The 13,246-nt window shown below is 52.5% G+C and carries 14 protein-coding genes; 4 read left to right on the top strand and 10 right to left on the bottom strand.

Features of this window, described 5'->3' with window-relative positions; translation table 11 throughout:
• Positions 1–9 precede the first annotated feature (9 nt).
• The 3 genes from ilvN to SRBAKS_RS01325 all read left to right on the top strand — a co-directional run bounded on the left by ilvN (position 10) and on the right by SRBAKS_RS01325 (position 2,403).
• Positions 10–501 (top strand): acetolactate synthase small subunit, encoded by a 492-nt coding sequence (gene ilvN / locus SRBAKS_RS01315; protein ID WP_229592814.1) that lies wholly within the window; start codon positions 10–12, stop codon positions 499–501.
• Positions 502–620: 119 nt separating this feature from the next.
• Complete coding sequence (gene ilvC / locus SRBAKS_RS01320; protein ID WP_229592816.1) at positions 621–1,610, top strand: ketol-acid reductoisomerase; 990 nt, start codon at positions 621–623, stop codon at positions 1,608–1,610.
• A 220-nt stretch (positions 1,611–1,830) separates the two neighbouring features.
• Positions 1,831–2,403, top strand: a complete 573-nt coding sequence (locus SRBAKS_RS01325) for a DUF2179 domain-containing protein (protein ID WP_229592818.1) — start codon at positions 1,831–1,833, stop codon at positions 2,401–2,403.
• A gap of 117 nt (positions 2,404–2,520) precedes the next feature.
• Here SRBAKS_RS01325 and SRBAKS_RS01330 read toward each other — a convergent pair whose 3' ends face one another.
• Genes SRBAKS_RS01330 through SRBAKS_RS01365 form a run of 8 tightly spaced genes read right to left on the bottom strand, consistent with a single transcriptional unit; the run spans position 2,521 to position 11,062 of the window.
• Positions 2,521–3,084 (bottom strand): chalcone isomerase family protein, encoded by a 564-nt coding sequence (locus SRBAKS_RS01330; RefSeq protein ID WP_229592819.1) that lies wholly within the window; start codon positions 3,082–3,084, stop codon positions 2,521–2,523.
• Positions 3,085–3,094: 10 nt separating this feature from the next.
• A complete protein-coding gene (locus SRBAKS_RS01335) occupies positions 3,095–3,961 on the bottom strand; it encodes an alpha/beta fold hydrolase (protein ID WP_229592821.1) in 867 nt (288 codons plus the stop codon).
• A gap of 4 nt (positions 3,962–3,965) precedes the next feature.
• Positions 3,966–4,370 carry a tRNA (N6-threonylcarbamoyladenosine(37)-N6)-methyltransferase TrmO gene (tsaA, locus tag SRBAKS_RS01340; protein ID WP_229592824.1) on the bottom strand — a complete coding sequence of 135 codons (405 nt, stop codon included), beginning with the start codon at positions 4,368–4,370 and terminating at the stop codon, positions 3,966–3,968.
• A gap of 12 nt (positions 4,371–4,382) precedes the next feature.
• Entirely contained in the window at positions 4,383–5,330 is a 948-nt protein-coding gene (gene thiL / locus SRBAKS_RS01345) for a thiamine-phosphate kinase (RefSeq protein WP_229592826.1), read from the bottom strand.
• 18 nt (positions 5,331–5,348) lie between these two features.
• A complete protein-coding gene (locus SRBAKS_RS01350; RefSeq protein WP_229592828.1) occupies positions 5,349–7,481 on the bottom strand; it encodes an ATP-dependent helicase in 2,133 nt (710 codons plus the stop codon).
• Entirely contained in the window at positions 7,478–8,782 is a 1,305-nt protein-coding gene (locus tag SRBAKS_RS01355; RefSeq protein WP_229592830.1) for an alkaline phosphatase family protein, read from the bottom strand. Before SRBAKS_RS01355 ends, SRBAKS_RS01350 begins: the two co-directional genes overlap by 4 nt.
• Before the next feature lie 3 nt (positions 8,783–8,785).
• The gene (locus SRBAKS_RS01360) at positions 8,786–9,667 is read right to left on the bottom strand and encodes a DUF2156 domain-containing protein (protein WP_229592832.1); all 882 of its coding nucleotides are present in this window, start codon (positions 9,665–9,667) and stop codon (positions 8,786–8,788) included.
• A gap of 9 nt (positions 9,668–9,676) precedes the next feature.
• Positions 9,677–11,062, bottom strand: a complete 1,386-nt coding sequence (locus tag SRBAKS_RS01365) for an MATE family efflux transporter (RefSeq protein ID WP_229592834.1) — start codon at positions 11,060–11,062, stop codon at positions 9,677–9,679.
• Between the two features lie 246 nt (positions 11,063–11,308).
• Between SRBAKS_RS01365 and SRBAKS_RS01370 the strand changes: the two genes are divergently transcribed.
• The gene (locus tag SRBAKS_RS01370; protein ID WP_347339443.1) at positions 11,309–11,695 is read left to right on the top strand and encodes a response regulator; all 387 of its coding nucleotides are present in this window, start codon (positions 11,309–11,311) and stop codon (positions 11,693–11,695) included.
• Between the two features lie 9 nt (positions 11,696–11,704).
• Here SRBAKS_RS01370 and SRBAKS_RS01375 read toward each other — a convergent pair whose 3' ends face one another.
• Both SRBAKS_RS01375 and cbiQ read right to left on the bottom strand, forming a co-directional pair.
• A complete protein-coding gene (locus tag SRBAKS_RS01375; RefSeq protein WP_229592838.1) occupies positions 11,705–12,424 on the bottom strand; it encodes an energy-coupling factor ABC transporter ATP-binding protein in 720 nt (239 codons plus the stop codon).
• On the bottom strand, positions 12,421–13,191 hold the full coding sequence (gene cbiQ, locus SRBAKS_RS01380; RefSeq protein ID WP_229592840.1) for a cobalt ECF transporter T component CbiQ: 771 nt from the start codon (positions 13,189–13,191) through the stop codon (positions 12,421–12,423). Before cbiQ ends, SRBAKS_RS01375 begins: the two co-directional genes overlap by 4 nt.
• Positions 13,192–13,246 lie beyond the last annotated feature (55 nt).

Below are 13,246 nucleotides of genomic sequence, written 5' to 3' on the forward strand. Positions count from 1 at the left end.
GAGGACGCCATGACTAAACACACACTTTCCGTCACCGTTGAGAATGAACCGGGAGTCCTCTCCCGAGTGGTTGGCCTGTTCAGTGGGCGTGGATTTAATATCTTTTCTCTGAATGTGGCTCCAACGCTGGAAAAAGACGTCTCGCTCATGACTATCGTAGCCGAGGGCGATGATAATATCGTGGAACAGATCGTCAAACAGCTTCGCAAGCTGGTTCCCACAATAAAAGTCAAAGATCTTACCGAATTAAAGTCCGTGGACCGCGAAATGGTCCTTCTCAAGGTCAATGCAGAGGATTCAAAACGCGCAGAAATTCTGCGAATTGTTGACATCTTCAGGTGCAAGGTTGTAGACGTCAGCGTCGACGAGGTAACCATTGAGGTAACGGGCGACCAGGGAAAGATAGGCGCACTCGTCAATCTGCTCACCCGTTTCGGCATCAAGGAGATCGCTCGGACTGGTAACGTTGCTATGCAGCGTTCCATGCAGCTCGACCTATAATTTGCAATCAGGTAAAACACCGGGCCAGGGGTTTTTACCCCTCGCCCGGGTTTTGTACGTGTTTATATAATCAAGACATTGTGGCCCGTATGGGCAAAAAATACTGAGGAGTTATTCCAATGAAAGTGTATTATGAGAAAGATGCTGATCTGAGCCTGTTGAAAGATAAGACCGTGGCCGTTGTGGGTTACGGCAGCCAGGGCCATGCCCATGCTCAGAACCTGCGTGATTCCGGTGTCAATGTCATCGTGGCACAGCGTCCCGGTGGCCCCAACTATGATCTCGCCAAGGAACACGGCTTTGAGCCCATGTCCGTAGCCGACGCTTCCAAGCAGGCTGACATGATCATGATTCTGCTGCCCGATCAGCACCAGGCTGCTGTCTTTGCAGCTGAGATTCTCCCGTACCTTGAAGAAGGCAACGTCATCGCCTTTGGTCACGGTTTCAATGTTCATTTCCAGCAGATCGTTCCTCCCGCAGGTGTCGACTGCGTCATGATCGCTCCCAAGGGCCCCGGTCACCTCGTGCGCCGCACCTACACCGAGGGTGGAGCTGTTCCCTGCCTCGCCGCTGTCGCCACTGACGCTTCCGGCAAGGCTATGGATATCGCTCTGGCATACGCCAAGGGTATCGGCGGCACTCGCTCCGGTGTTATCGAAACTACTTTCAAGGAAGAGACCGAAACCGACCTCTTTGGTGAGCAGGCAGTGCTTTGCGGTGGTTTGACCGCTCTGTGCAAAGCCGGATTCGATACGCTGGTGGAAGCCGGTTATCAGCCTGAAGTCGCGTACTTCGAGTGCCTGCATGAGCTCAAGCTCATCATTGACCTCATGTACGAGGGCGGCATGGCCAAGATGCGTTACTCCATCTCCGACACCGCTGAATACGGCGACTACGTCACCGGCCCCCGCATCATCACTGACGAAACTCGTGAAGAGATGCGTCGTGTGCTGAAAGACATTCAGGAAGGCAAGTTCGCTCGTGACTTCATTCTGGACAACAAAGCCGGTCAGGTTGGCCTCAAGACCATGCGCCGCATCGGTGCCGAGTCTCAGATCGAAGAAGTCGGCGGTCGTCTCCGCGAGATGATGAGCTGGCTGAAAAAGTAGTTCTGGTAGATAAAAAGACTATTCCAGGTCCCTGCCAGCGTGCTGGCAGGGACCTTTTTTTATACCCTGAATTCTATTTTCCTCTCATCATTTTCTCGTGCTCAACTGGTGGCTGTTCTCGTTGTGTGAATCGTCATTGATTTGTGACTCAATATTTGCTTGACCCCAAGATAAAACGTCTATAAACCACGCTCTTCAAATCGCTTGAGAGGGTAGTTTCATGACAATGGATGTTCTGTTTTTAGGGATACTTATATTTCTGGCCGAAGTTGCGGTGTTGACCCTGGGTACTGTCCGCACCATGGTGACCGTACTGGGTGAATCAAAAGCGGCCTTTTTTTTGGGCTGTCTGGAGATGACTCTGTGGGTCTTCGGTACGGCTGCGGTGATGCTCAAAGTCGGTGACGAACCGTTTTTGGGGGTCTGTTATGCTGTCGGATTTGCCGGTGGCAACGTTGTTGGCATTCTGGCTGAAAAAAAGCTCGCGCTCGGCAATGTCGTTGTGCGCATCATCAGCGCATGGAAAGGGCATAGCATCGCCGAGGCAGTGCGTAATGCCGGTTTCATGATCACCACAGTGGCGGGCGAAGGGTCGGATGGCCCGGTCACAGTCCAGTTTGTCGTCTGCAAACGAAAGGACATGAAACACCTACTGGTTGTTGCCCGTGAAATTGATCCTGATCTCTTTTATACTTTTGAGACTGCGGGAGGGGCGAGTGAAGTCCTTAGCCCGTCCGGTAGTCGTGTGGCTAAGCTTCTTGGTCCTATCAAACGAGTTGTTCCACAGATGTAAAAAAAAGCCCGGCTCATAAAGCCGGGCTTTTTTGTTGTAGTAGCTGCTGAATCACATGCTCTTGATGTTTGTTTTGGCAAGAGACTGTCGCTGTACGGTTCCTGATTTTGGAGCAGACTATTGACCGAGCAACGCTTCCTTGAAGTTTATCCCCGGGCCGGGGTTAGGGCCGATCCAGGTTGCGAGAATCGCATCCGCAAAATCCTTTCCCGGAATAGTTCCCTTGGTCGCTCTTTTGACAATCACGGTTGTCCCTCTGCGGGGTTCATAGATGAAGGTCATGGATTCATCTTCCTTGATATCACTCATCATTTCGGCCAATTGGTCGAATTTGGCCCTGAGTTCAGGCGATATCGGAGCGACGTTATTTTCCAACCCTTCATACCAGGCGTCGTTGATTTTGCTGGCTTCAACATCATGTACGAAATACATGACCAGCATGCGAGTTTCGTCTTTCTGCAAAATAGCGTCAGGATCTGTCGATTTCTCAGCGAGATACAGCCCCGCGACGTACACATCAACAAAGAACTTTTCGCGCAGGGCAATGCCGTTCAGGTGCAACATCTGTCCTGCTACGGTCTGTGAGTCGAGCATAATCACACCTGCCTCCTCGGCACTTCGGGCCGGGGTGATGCAGGCCAGTGATATAAGCAGGGCTACGATGATGGACGCGTATTTCATGAATCCTCCCTTAAGAATCCAGTTGGTCGATGAATTGGCTTAGAGCCGCATTGAATGTTTCGGCTTGTTCATAAAAAGGCAAATGGCCGCTTTTGTCCAGAATCACGAACCGCGATTCCGGTATGGAGCCAGCGATATACCTGCCTGTGGAAGGCCCGTAACACATGTGTCTGGAGCGGCCATACATAACGAGTGCGGGAACGGTGATGGTAGGCAATACCGAGGTATAGTCACGCTGTACATAGTCTTCATAAATGTCGGTGGCAATGGATGCCGGCACACGTAATTGCTCCGACTTCATCCATTTACCGGCATGAGAGGGCGCATCATCCGAAAGATGCATGGCGTTGATGAAGCGGTCTGCAAATCCTTCACGATCATCTGCAATTGCCTTGAAATCCGCATGCATCGCAGCGGTGTCGTGTCCTCGGCATGTATGGGGATTCCACTGAGCCGGGGACATGGGGTAGGGAGCTGACTCCACCAACCCGATGGCTGCAAGTTTGTTTGCGCCATACTTTGACCAGTATTCCAGTACAATGGAGCCGCCCATTGACCACCCAAGGAGCATGATGTCCGTCAACCTGAGCGCACAGATGACTTCGCGAACATCAGTCGCATAGCGAGGAATAGTATGTCCGCGCGGCGTTGTTTGAGATCGGCCATGCCCCCGCAGGTCAATGGTGATTATCTGATATTTCTCGGCCAGGAGGTGCTGCCGCCTCCAGAAGAGGGAACTCATGGTCCAACCATGGATGAACACGATGGGACGGCCCATGCCACGTATGTCGACCCAGAGTCGAACGCCGTCTGTTGTCTGCACCCATCCGGCCACCTGATTTTCATCAATGGTTTCCACAGCCTCGAATAAATCCATGCCGTTACGATCCCTTTGGGACTGGTTTGATATCGATGACCGGTGTGCCGTCAATGGCTTCCAGCGGTTCGATTACCAGAGTCAGCGGTTCCTCTATGGCGACCAGTGTGACGCGGTGTAACCCTATGGGGTTGGGACGGAAAGGGGAGCGTGTGGTGAAGACCCCACGCTTGGGACGTTCCGTCTTGCCGCGAGGGTGTACCATGAGCACGTCGCGTTCCGCTTTGTGGAACCATGTGAATATTTCGAGTTGCGCACCGGGAGCCATGGAATCAAGGCCTTGGGCATAGGCCGGATCGATGACGATTTTTGCCCTGACTGCACCGGGTTCCGTTTCCATTTTGGGCGCATTGGTCAGGTCTTTGATGTTCGAATGAATTGTTCCGATAATGACGAGTTCCTTGTCCATGTCTTCCTCCGATTATTTTCCGAAGTGATCGAATCCGGTCGCTGTGAAAGGAGCCCCATTGAGCGTGATCCCTGCTGATTCGGTGACGGTCCCGATGATTTTCAAACCGGGCACAGAGCCGACCTTGTCCAAGGCATCCGGACTGACCGCGCCGAGCAGGGCATAGTCTTCCCCTCCCAGCATGGCCACTTCAAGAGGGGCGGTTCCGATTGTCTGGGCAAATGAAAGAACATTACCATGGAGAGTGGTTTCTTCTATTGTCAGGTCTGCACCACGTTCGGGACCAAGCAGACGCGGAAGGTCCCGTGCGAGTCCGTCTGACAGATCCATGAGAGATGTCACTCCGGCAGCGTTGAGCAGGGTGCCGATCATGACTTTCGGCTTGGGGCGGAGGTGCGCCATGACCGCTGCGGGCAGGACCTCCCTGGCTGCTACGCCAGTCGCTTCCAGCGCCATCAGGCCGGATCGGGCCAGCCCGATATCGCCCACAATGAAAAGCAGGTCGTCGGGAGAAGCGTTGCCGCGGGAAATAAACGTACCGGAACCGCCGGCAACGCCGAAGATGGTGATGGATACGCCGAGCTTGTCCGCTCGGCTCAGATCGCCACCGGCAAGGGCCAGTCCGCTCTGACGGGCCAGCATGGACATGGATTTGAAAAATTCATCCCAGAATCCGTTGTCCAGGTCTGCCGGAGCCATGAGGTCCAGAGAAAATGCAACGGGTTTGGCTCCCATGGCCGCGATATCACTGATATTGACGGCCAATGCCTTGTAGCCGATGTCGGCTGCGGAAAAATAGTCCCGCCGGAAATGAACGTCTTCGATAAAGAGGTCTGAGGACACGCAGTATTCATTTGCGGCCAGTATAGCGCAATCGTCACCGCGTCCGAGTTTGAGAAACTCGTGATCACGGGGGAAATACGTGTCTATGAGTTCAAGGAATTGTTCTTCACTTTTCATTCGATATCTCTACTTCTTTTATAAGAATTTCAGGTAATCTCCGATGATGACCTTGAGGCCGAATCCAAAGAAGTTCACCCTGTATTTGTTCGGTTCGATATAGGCAATAATCTTGCCTTTTCCGTAAATTTTGTGCTCGCATACCCCGAGTTTCTTTGGAGAAGCCTTGGGGTTTGAAGGAGGCTCCTCGATCGGATCGTCCTCGAAAACAGGGGACGGACGCGATGCAGCCGGTCGCCTTCGTTGCTCCAATCCACCGCCATACGACTCGTTTAAACGGTCATATACAGTCTCTGGCAGTTCCATGATGAACGGACTCGGCAGGGTGGGTTCCGACATGCCGCTGGCCCTGTTGAATACTGAACTGGGGACAAAGAGCATGAGCTGTTCCTTGGCTCGGGTACATGCCACATACATGAGGCGACGCTCTTCTTCCAGGTCCTCGGCCCGTTGCATGGCCTTGCGGGAGGGAAATCGGTCTTCGACGAGATCAATGATGATGACACCGGACCATTCGAGGCCTTTTGCCGAGTGGACCGTTGAAAGGACCACTGCATTTTCCTTGCGCTTTTCCTCTTCCGGGTCGCCGTCAAGGCTGAGGTCTCCGAGCAGGAGTTCCATATCCGTATAATTGACCGCGATCTGACTGAGCTGCTCCAGTCCGGCCTGACGTTTGGGGTAATCGTCAGGATATTTTTCAATCAGAATGGGTTGATAGAAGGCGAGGACGGATTCGAGCACCGAGGCAGGGCGTGCCGGTGTTGACCTGAGTTTGTTCAGTTCAACCAGCAGCTCCTTGAGCGGGTCGTGCTTCTTCATCATCTTGGCCAGATACTTTTCATCATCCGTGTGCATAGCCTTGTAAATCTTGGCAACGGTCTTGGGACCGACTCCCTTGATGTGATCCATGGCGCGTTGCCATGCCAGGAGGTCATGCGGGTTGAGCACGAGGCGCAGGTAGGAGAGGACATCCTTGATATGCGCTGCCTCATGGAAGCGGATACCGCCGAATTTCTGGTAATCAATGCCCACACGGGTCAGGGCGACCTCCAGCGGGAAGGATTGATAGCCGGCCCGAAAGAGTACGGCTACATCGTGGAGCATATACTTGCGCTTGAAATCGAGTATTTGGTCCACCACCAGCCGTGCCTGCGTCTGATCGCTGAGCGGGTAGACCACTCTGGGCAATCGGTCGCTCTTGAGCTCGGAGTACAGGTTCTTGTCGAATTTGGTGGTGGCACCTTTGAGAATTTCGTTTGTCAGGTCCAGGATGGGCTGTACGGAGCGGTAGTTCTGCTCCAGCCGTATGACCTTGCACCCTTCAAATATTTTAGGATATTCAAGTATGTTGGCGACATTGGCTCCCCGGAAGGCATAGATGGATTGGGCATCGTCGCCCACAGCCATGACATTGCCTTTGGTCCCGGCCAGGTATTTGACAATCCGCGCCTGTACAAGGTTGGTGTCCTGATACTCGTCCACCATAATGTATTTATAGCGTGTCTGAAGCTGGTTCCTCAGCGGTTCGTTTTTCTCCAGCAGCTCATCCAGCAGGAAGAGCAGATCATCATAGTCCACCAGGGCGTGTTCGCGCTTGAACTGACGGTATCCGTCGGCAATCTCGTTGAAATCGTCCAGATAGGGACTGAGATGGTAGGCCTCGCGTTCAAGGATGGCTTCAATGGTCAGTTCCTTGTTACGGGATTTGGTGACCATGTCGAGCAGGGTGTTTTTTCTGGGATAGGAGCGGTCGCCCTTGCCGAGTTTGAGCGTGTCCTTCACTTCTTTGCAGATGTTTTCACTGTCTGCCCTGTCCATGAGGGTAAAGCCATTGTCGAACCCGATGTCCATGGCGTTTTGGCGCAGGGTGGCATAGGCGAAAGAGTGAAAGGTACCGCCGGAAGTCCCATGCAGGGAGCGGCCAAGGATGGACTCGGCGCGTTGCAGCATTTCCTGGGCCGCCTTGCGGGTAAAGGTCAGCAGCAGAATCTGGGAGGGATCGACACCCATTTGTACCAGGTGGGCCAATCGATAGACGATGGTTCGTGTTTTGCCTGACCCGGCTCCGGCAATGACCAGCACCGGACCTTCTGTGGTCGTGACCGCTTCACGCTGGGCTTCATTGAGTTCGTTCTCGAAATCTATGCTCATGTATCTATCTGTAATCCAAAGTATTGTAGTATTTCTCGGCCAATGTGTCGCATCTGTTCTGGGTGCGCACCAGCGGTATCTGAAAAAATTGCTCCATCCATGGTATGTGTCCCGGTCCGTCCATGCAAACCAAAAATTTCTTTGCGATCGAATTTCGCTTTGAGGTCAAATCCGGGACAGGACTGGCAGAGCAGATCCGGTAGCTGGTCGGAATCAGCACCGGGGTATAGCTTTGAACCGAGGTGGACCGCTTCAAGGACTTTCTCGCCTTTGAAAGTCAGAGCCGACAGCTCGCGACTGAGTGAGGTCAAGAGTGTTGCTCGTTCTTCAGGTGAGATGCGGCCGCGGCCGAATCGTTCCTGTGTATGGATATAAATACGGCCTGGATCAAGTGCAAAGGCTTTGGAGTTATCCGATATCTTTGAGGGGTCCCATTCGTCATCAGGGGGGGCTGTCAAAGATAGATAGCCCTGCTTTTTGAGCCATGTATTGAGACATACCTCGGTTTTGAGTTCCGAAAAACCATGGTCTGCCATGACCAGTAGCCGTTTGGGACCGGACAACGCATCAAATTTATTCAGAAAGACCCCGAGAGCATGGTCCCACTCCGCCAGGAATGTCATGCAGGCCATATGAAGCGGATTATCCTGATGCAGTACCGCATCCATGAAGAAATGGAACAATCTGTCGGTCTCGGTGAAGACGTGGACAAAGCAATCCCATGACAAATCATTCCAGAGCATTTCCAGAGCATTGAGGCGAGAAGTCAGTGTTTGTCTGAGTTCGTCCAGCAAGTAGTTGAGGTCGCTTCTTCCTCTGCTTGTGTCCGCTTCAAGGACGTAGCCTGCTTCCGACAGCTTTCCGGCAAGGAAGGGCGGGTAGGCGGCGTGGCGCAGTTCCTGAGACACGAACCCGGAAATGCCCATGCCGCGCATAGGCTGTACCGGGTATGTGTTGGGCAGGTTGATGAATCGTGACACAAAACCGGCTTCCCCGAGTCGGTCAAATATTGTCGGCCCGGAGATGTCATTGCGGTTGGTGATGCGGAGTGCATATGTCTTTGGATTGATATGGGAAAATCCAAAAATACCGTGCTCTTCCGGTCCAGCGCCCGTGAAGAATGAGGTCCAGTTGACCGGAGAAAGTTCCGGCAATTCAGCTTGGACCGTAGTTGCTTCCTGGGCAATGCGTCCCATGTTCGGCAACGAAACCCCAAGCGTTTTGGCAACGGCAAGGGGAACGCCGTCCAGGCCGAGAACGACCAATCGTTTTCGCGACTCGGAAGAGAGAAGCAGCGACATGGTCTAGAGGATAGTTGCTTCGAACTTCTTGAGGAAAAACGAAGGATTGTATGACATCTTTGCTTTGCGAAGGCCCTCGTCTCCCAGGTCCTGTTCCCGGTTGACGTTGGTATAATCCGATGCTTCGTTTTCCAGAAACAACTGGTTGATCGCCTGATATACACCCTTGAAGCGGATGTCGCCTTTCTCGAAATGGATGACGATGGAATCATCACACAGGGGTTCAGCAACAGTATAGGCGATCACTTTGTCTTCTACACGCAGCGTCGCGCCCATGAGGCCTTTGATCTGATCAAAGTTATGCAAGACTCTGGTTATGGCGCGGTTCTCTGCCTTGAGTGCTTCAGAAGGATTGTTTTCTTCGTACCACTTGTACCACTCGTCCTGCATTTCCAGCACTTCCTCCACACATTCGGGGGCCATTGGTTCGTATGTATAGAGATAGTTTTTCTTGAATTGATTGAAAAGATTCTTTTTCTTGTGGAATTTCTTCCCCTTGAGCGCAATCAATTCTTCGATGGAGTAGATGTAGTCCCAGTGTCCCCGATTCTCTTCGATGAGGATATTGTTGCCATAGGCTATGGACCACAATCTGGTCAGAGCCTCCGGTACTCGAGTGAATCGTCTTCCTTCCTGCATGGCTTTACAGCCGACCCAATCATATTTTTCCCAAGGGCCGACAGGTGCCCAATAGACAAGATCCGGTTTGGTCTGTCGTATAAAACATAAATCTTTGTGGAAGGCCCATTCAAGGCCGTAGTGCTCGGCCCACCCGTATACGTTGGCAAATGAGAAATCACTTGTCAGTAGTTGGGGACAGCCTGTGAGGGCGTTGTGGTATTCTTCCTGTTTGTCAAGATTGATTGGTTCGAAAATCAGAGACATTGGAATCCTTTAGCGGTTGCCGTTTCTGGATTTGATCATAGCGAAACGTTGCCAGTTTTTGAAGGTGAAGACGTAGAGTAAAATTGAGGATTGGACAATCTGGGAGCAGAACATGGCTATCCAGATGCCTTCGGCGTTTTCCATATAAACATGGCCAAGGCCGTATGCCAGCGGGAGACGAAGCAACCATGTTGCCGCTCCCATGATTATCATGTTGTACAGGGTTGCCCCGGCTCCATTGAGCGCTCCGGCCAGGATCATGCTGATCAGGGTAAACGGGATGGCGAGCATATTCCATTTGAGATAGCAGATGGCTTGCGCCGCGACCGTAGCATCTCGGGTCAACAGACCGACCCATGGTCCGATAAACTGCCAGACCACAAAGGAGAAGAGGGTGATCGAAATGAGGCCTATGCGAAGGATTCTGAAGCCGAATTTTTTGGCTTCTTCCGGCTGGCGTGCTCCCAGATAGTGACCAATGAGAATGGCCGCAGTTGTATTGAACGCAAAGGCGGGCAGAAAGAGCAAGGCTTCAATGCGTAAACCTATAGCCATTCCAGCCAGGGACTCGACAGCGTGCCAGGGCAGGGCGGCAGTGATCGCATAGAGCACCAGATAGCCTGAATGCCAGACAATCTGCATGAGCCCGGACGGCCATGCCACCTTGAAAAGATAGGGCATTGCCCGTTTCATCCAGCGCCAGGGGGCAAAGCTTTCGAGTTTCAGCAGGCCTTGGCTGGACAAAATGATCATATTAAGGGCTGCGGCCGCAGTCACCGAACCGAATGTCGCCCAGGCAACCCCTTTGAAGCCGAGGTTGGGCATGCCGAACCAGCCCAGGCCCAAGCCCAGGTCGAGTATGGTGTTGATTACTGTGGTCAGGATCATGGAGTAGAGAGGGTACATGACCTGTTTTCGTGCCCGAAAGATGGCGTTGGTGATGATCAGGAGATAGTAGGGCGGCAGGAGGTAGAGATAGACCTCCATGAAGTATTCTGTCACCGGGCGCATTTCATGTGGTACCTGGAGAGCCAGGAGAAGCAGGTCCTTGAGCGGCAGTCCGACTATGGTGAAGATGCCACCCAGGAGACCGGCCAGGATTATACAGAGGCCGACGTAGCGTTTGACACGCTTGAACAGCCCCGCTCCCAGTGATTGGCTTATGGCGGCAACAGAACCGTTGGCAACGGCCATGGCTACCACGAGCAGAAAAAACAGTGATTGGGAGATGATACCGAGGGATGCCTGGACTTCCCGGTTAATGTACCCTGCTACCCATACGTCCGTTAAGCCTATGAGGAAGTGAAACAACATCATGAGAACCTGAGGCCAGGCCAGGTTCCAGATGGTGCGGTAGGGGGCGCGGGACATGTCAGCAGTGAGAGTGTTGGTCATTATATGAGTCGGGTAGTTTGAGGCGGCTATTGGTAGCGTGCCGATAACAGATATAATAGGTCTTTATTTTTCAATGCCAAGGGGGAATGCCGATTTTTCCTGTGGGAAATTCGTCTCAAAACAGATTGTGTACTTGGTCTGCTTTCTGTAAGGTGTCCCCATCACTTTGGCGGTGCTTATTTCAACGATAACAATCTGTTTTAATAGTATGTGGTTATTCCATTGTTGGATAAGATGAGTATGAATATGAATATGAATATGCGGATTCTGGTGGTTGATGATTCAAGTACCATGCGTCGGATCGTAAAGACTGCGCTCAAGAACATTGGGCTAACCAATGTTGTTACGGCTAACGACGGCAAAGCTGCTTGGGATGTTGTTCAAAATGATACCATTGACCTCATTTTGTCGGATCACAAGATGCCCGTAATGTCAGGAGAGGAATTCCTGATTCGAGTGCGTGGTCATGAAGACTATAAATGCCTGCCGTTTATCATGATCACGGCAGAATCCTTCCGTGAGAATGTGCTGAAAGCCATAAAGCTCGGTGTTTCCAACTATATCGTTAAGCCATTCAGTACAGAGCAGCTCAAGGACAAGATCGAAAAGGTCTGTAGCGCTCCCTGTAACTAGCTACAAGCTTTAGTCATGCTGGTGGGGAGTGTCCCCTTCCTCGTGCACATGGGTATGTGTGTGCGGTTTGAGTTCGCCCGGTCGGATTTGCCCATCGCGTATGGCGATGAGCCGGTCGGTTGTGGCAGTCAGAAAGTCGGGATCATGGGAAACCACCAGTCGTGCCATGTCGAGATTCCGGAGAATCCCTATCAAGCGGTCCTTGGCTTCAGGAGAGAGACCCGTGGTGGGTTCGTCCAGAATGAGTACTTCGGGCCGCATGGACAGGATGGTTGCCAGAGCGACCAGTTTTTTTTCGCCGCCGGAGAGCCTGTGGGGGATGCGACCTTCAAACCCGCTCAGGCCGACAGCCTGTAATGCCTCTTGAGCCCTGCTGGCTGCTTCATCCTTTGATAATCCCTGGTTGAGAGGGCCGAAAGCGACATCATCAAGAACAGTGGGGCAAAAGAGTTGGTCATCGGAATGCTGGAACAGGAATCCGATCCTGAGCCGGGCCTCATTGAACATGTCTTTGTCCGTCATGGTGGTGCCAAAGAGTGCTATTTCGCCGGTATTGGGGGTTATCAAGCCCATGAGAATATGCAGCATGGTTGTTTTGCCAGCGCCATTAGGACCAAAAAGCCCCAGCTTCTCACCATGATGCAAATGGAAGGTCAGCCCATTCAGCGCGTTCTCTCTGTCAGGGAAGGCGTACACAATATTTTTCAGTTCGATGATCGCGTGGCTCATAGTGATCCTTTCTGCATGAATCCCAAGTAAATCAAGCCTGCGCTCACGAGCAGGCAGAGCACCAGGAAGCCGTAGTCTCTCGGTTTGGTCTCGAATTCGGTCAGGGTATAGAAACGTCCCTTGAAGCCTCGGCATTGCATGGCGCTTTGTACCCGTTCGGCGCGGTCCCAGCTTTTGACGAGCAGCATTCCCACCAGCCAGGCATATGAGCGATAGGTGTGGGTATTGGTGCGCGGTTTGAATCCGCGGGCCTGCATGGATTGGCGCATGGTACGATACTCGTCGTGGATGACGAAGATATAGCGATAGGTGAACAGGAGGATGTGGCAGAGTTTGCGCTGAACGCCGAGTTGTTGCATGGCCGGGCCAAGGTTCTGTACAGGGATGGTGCCGATCAGAGCCATAAGTGCCAGGACGATGGCGTTGGACTTGATCGTGATTAGCAGGGCCAGATTCACCCCTTCGTTGGTCGCGTGGAATGGGCCTAGGGACAGAATCGGGTCACCCGGCAGGGAAAAGGGCAGAAACAGCCAGAGAAAGGCTATGAAGAAATTGACCACGAACAACCGTTGCAACGCTTTCACACTGTTTAACCGGGCCATTTTGATCAGTAATAGTCCGAAAGCCAGAGCCAGCCAGGCAGGTTGATTCACTGTCAGCAAGGCAACGGGGATGGTGACAATCAATCCGCACACCAGGCGAATGCGCGGATCTGCCTTGTGAATGAATGAATCGCCCGAGGCGAATGGTTCTGAAAGAGCGGCCACTAAGTATCCTTTTCCCCTGAAATATGAGTATTTTCAGTCAGGGAAAAAGGAGTAA

This window comes from Pseudodesulfovibrio sediminis (genome assembly GCF_020886695.1).
In the GTDB taxonomy this organism is placed as follows: Bacteria; Desulfobacterota; Desulfovibrionia; order Desulfovibrionales; family Desulfovibrionaceae; genus Pseudodesulfovibrio; species Pseudodesulfovibrio sediminis.

Excerpts from the sequence above, each read along its gene's own strand:
- SRBAKS_RS01360 (WP_229592832.1), bottom strand. The coding sequence starts at position 9,667 with ATGTCTCTGATTTTCGAACCAATCAATCTTGACAAACAGGAAGAATAC.
- SRBAKS_RS01365 (WP_229592834.1), bottom strand. The coding sequence starts at position 11,062 with ATGACCAACACTCTCACTGCTGACATGTCCCGCGCCCCCTACCGCACC.
- SRBAKS_RS01350 (WP_229592828.1), bottom strand. The coding sequence starts at position 7,481 with ATGAGCATAGATTTCGAGAACGAACTCAATGAAGCCCAGCGTGAAGCG.
- ilvN (WP_229592814.1), top strand. The coding sequence starts at position 10 with ATGACTAAACACACACTTTCCGTCACCGTTGAGAATGAACCGGGAGTC.
- SRBAKS_RS01335 (WP_229592821.1), bottom strand. The coding sequence starts at position 3,961 with ATGGATTTATTCGAGGCTGTGGAAACCATTGATGAAAATCAGGTGGCC.
- tsaA (WP_229592824.1), bottom strand. The coding sequence starts at position 4,370 with ATGGACAAGGAACTCGTCATTATCGGAACAATTCATTCGAACATCAAA.
- ilvC (WP_229592816.1), top strand. The coding sequence starts at position 621 with ATGAAAGTGTATTATGAGAAAGATGCTGATCTGAGCCTGTTGAAAGAT.
- SRBAKS_RS01375 (WP_229592838.1), bottom strand. The coding sequence starts at position 12,424 with ATGAGCCACGCGATCATCGAACTGAAAAATATTGTGTACGCCTTCCCT.
- thiL (WP_229592826.1), bottom strand. The coding sequence starts at position 5,330 with ATGAAAAGTGAAGAACAATTCCTTGAACTCATAGACACGTATTTCCCC.
- SRBAKS_RS01370 (WP_347339443.1), top strand. The coding sequence starts at position 11,309 with ATGAATATGAATATGCGGATTCTGGTGGTTGATGATTCAAGTACCATG.
- SRBAKS_RS01325 (WP_229592818.1), top strand. The coding sequence starts at position 1,831 with ATGACAATGGATGTTCTGTTTTTAGGGATACTTATATTTCTGGCCGAA.
- SRBAKS_RS01330 (WP_229592819.1), bottom strand. The coding sequence starts at position 3,084 with ATGAAATACGCGTCCATCATCGTAGCCCTGCTTATATCACTGGCCTGC.
- SRBAKS_RS01355 (WP_229592830.1), bottom strand. The coding sequence starts at position 8,782 with ATGTCGCTGCTTCTCTCTTCCGAGTCGCGAAAACGATTGGTCGTTCTC.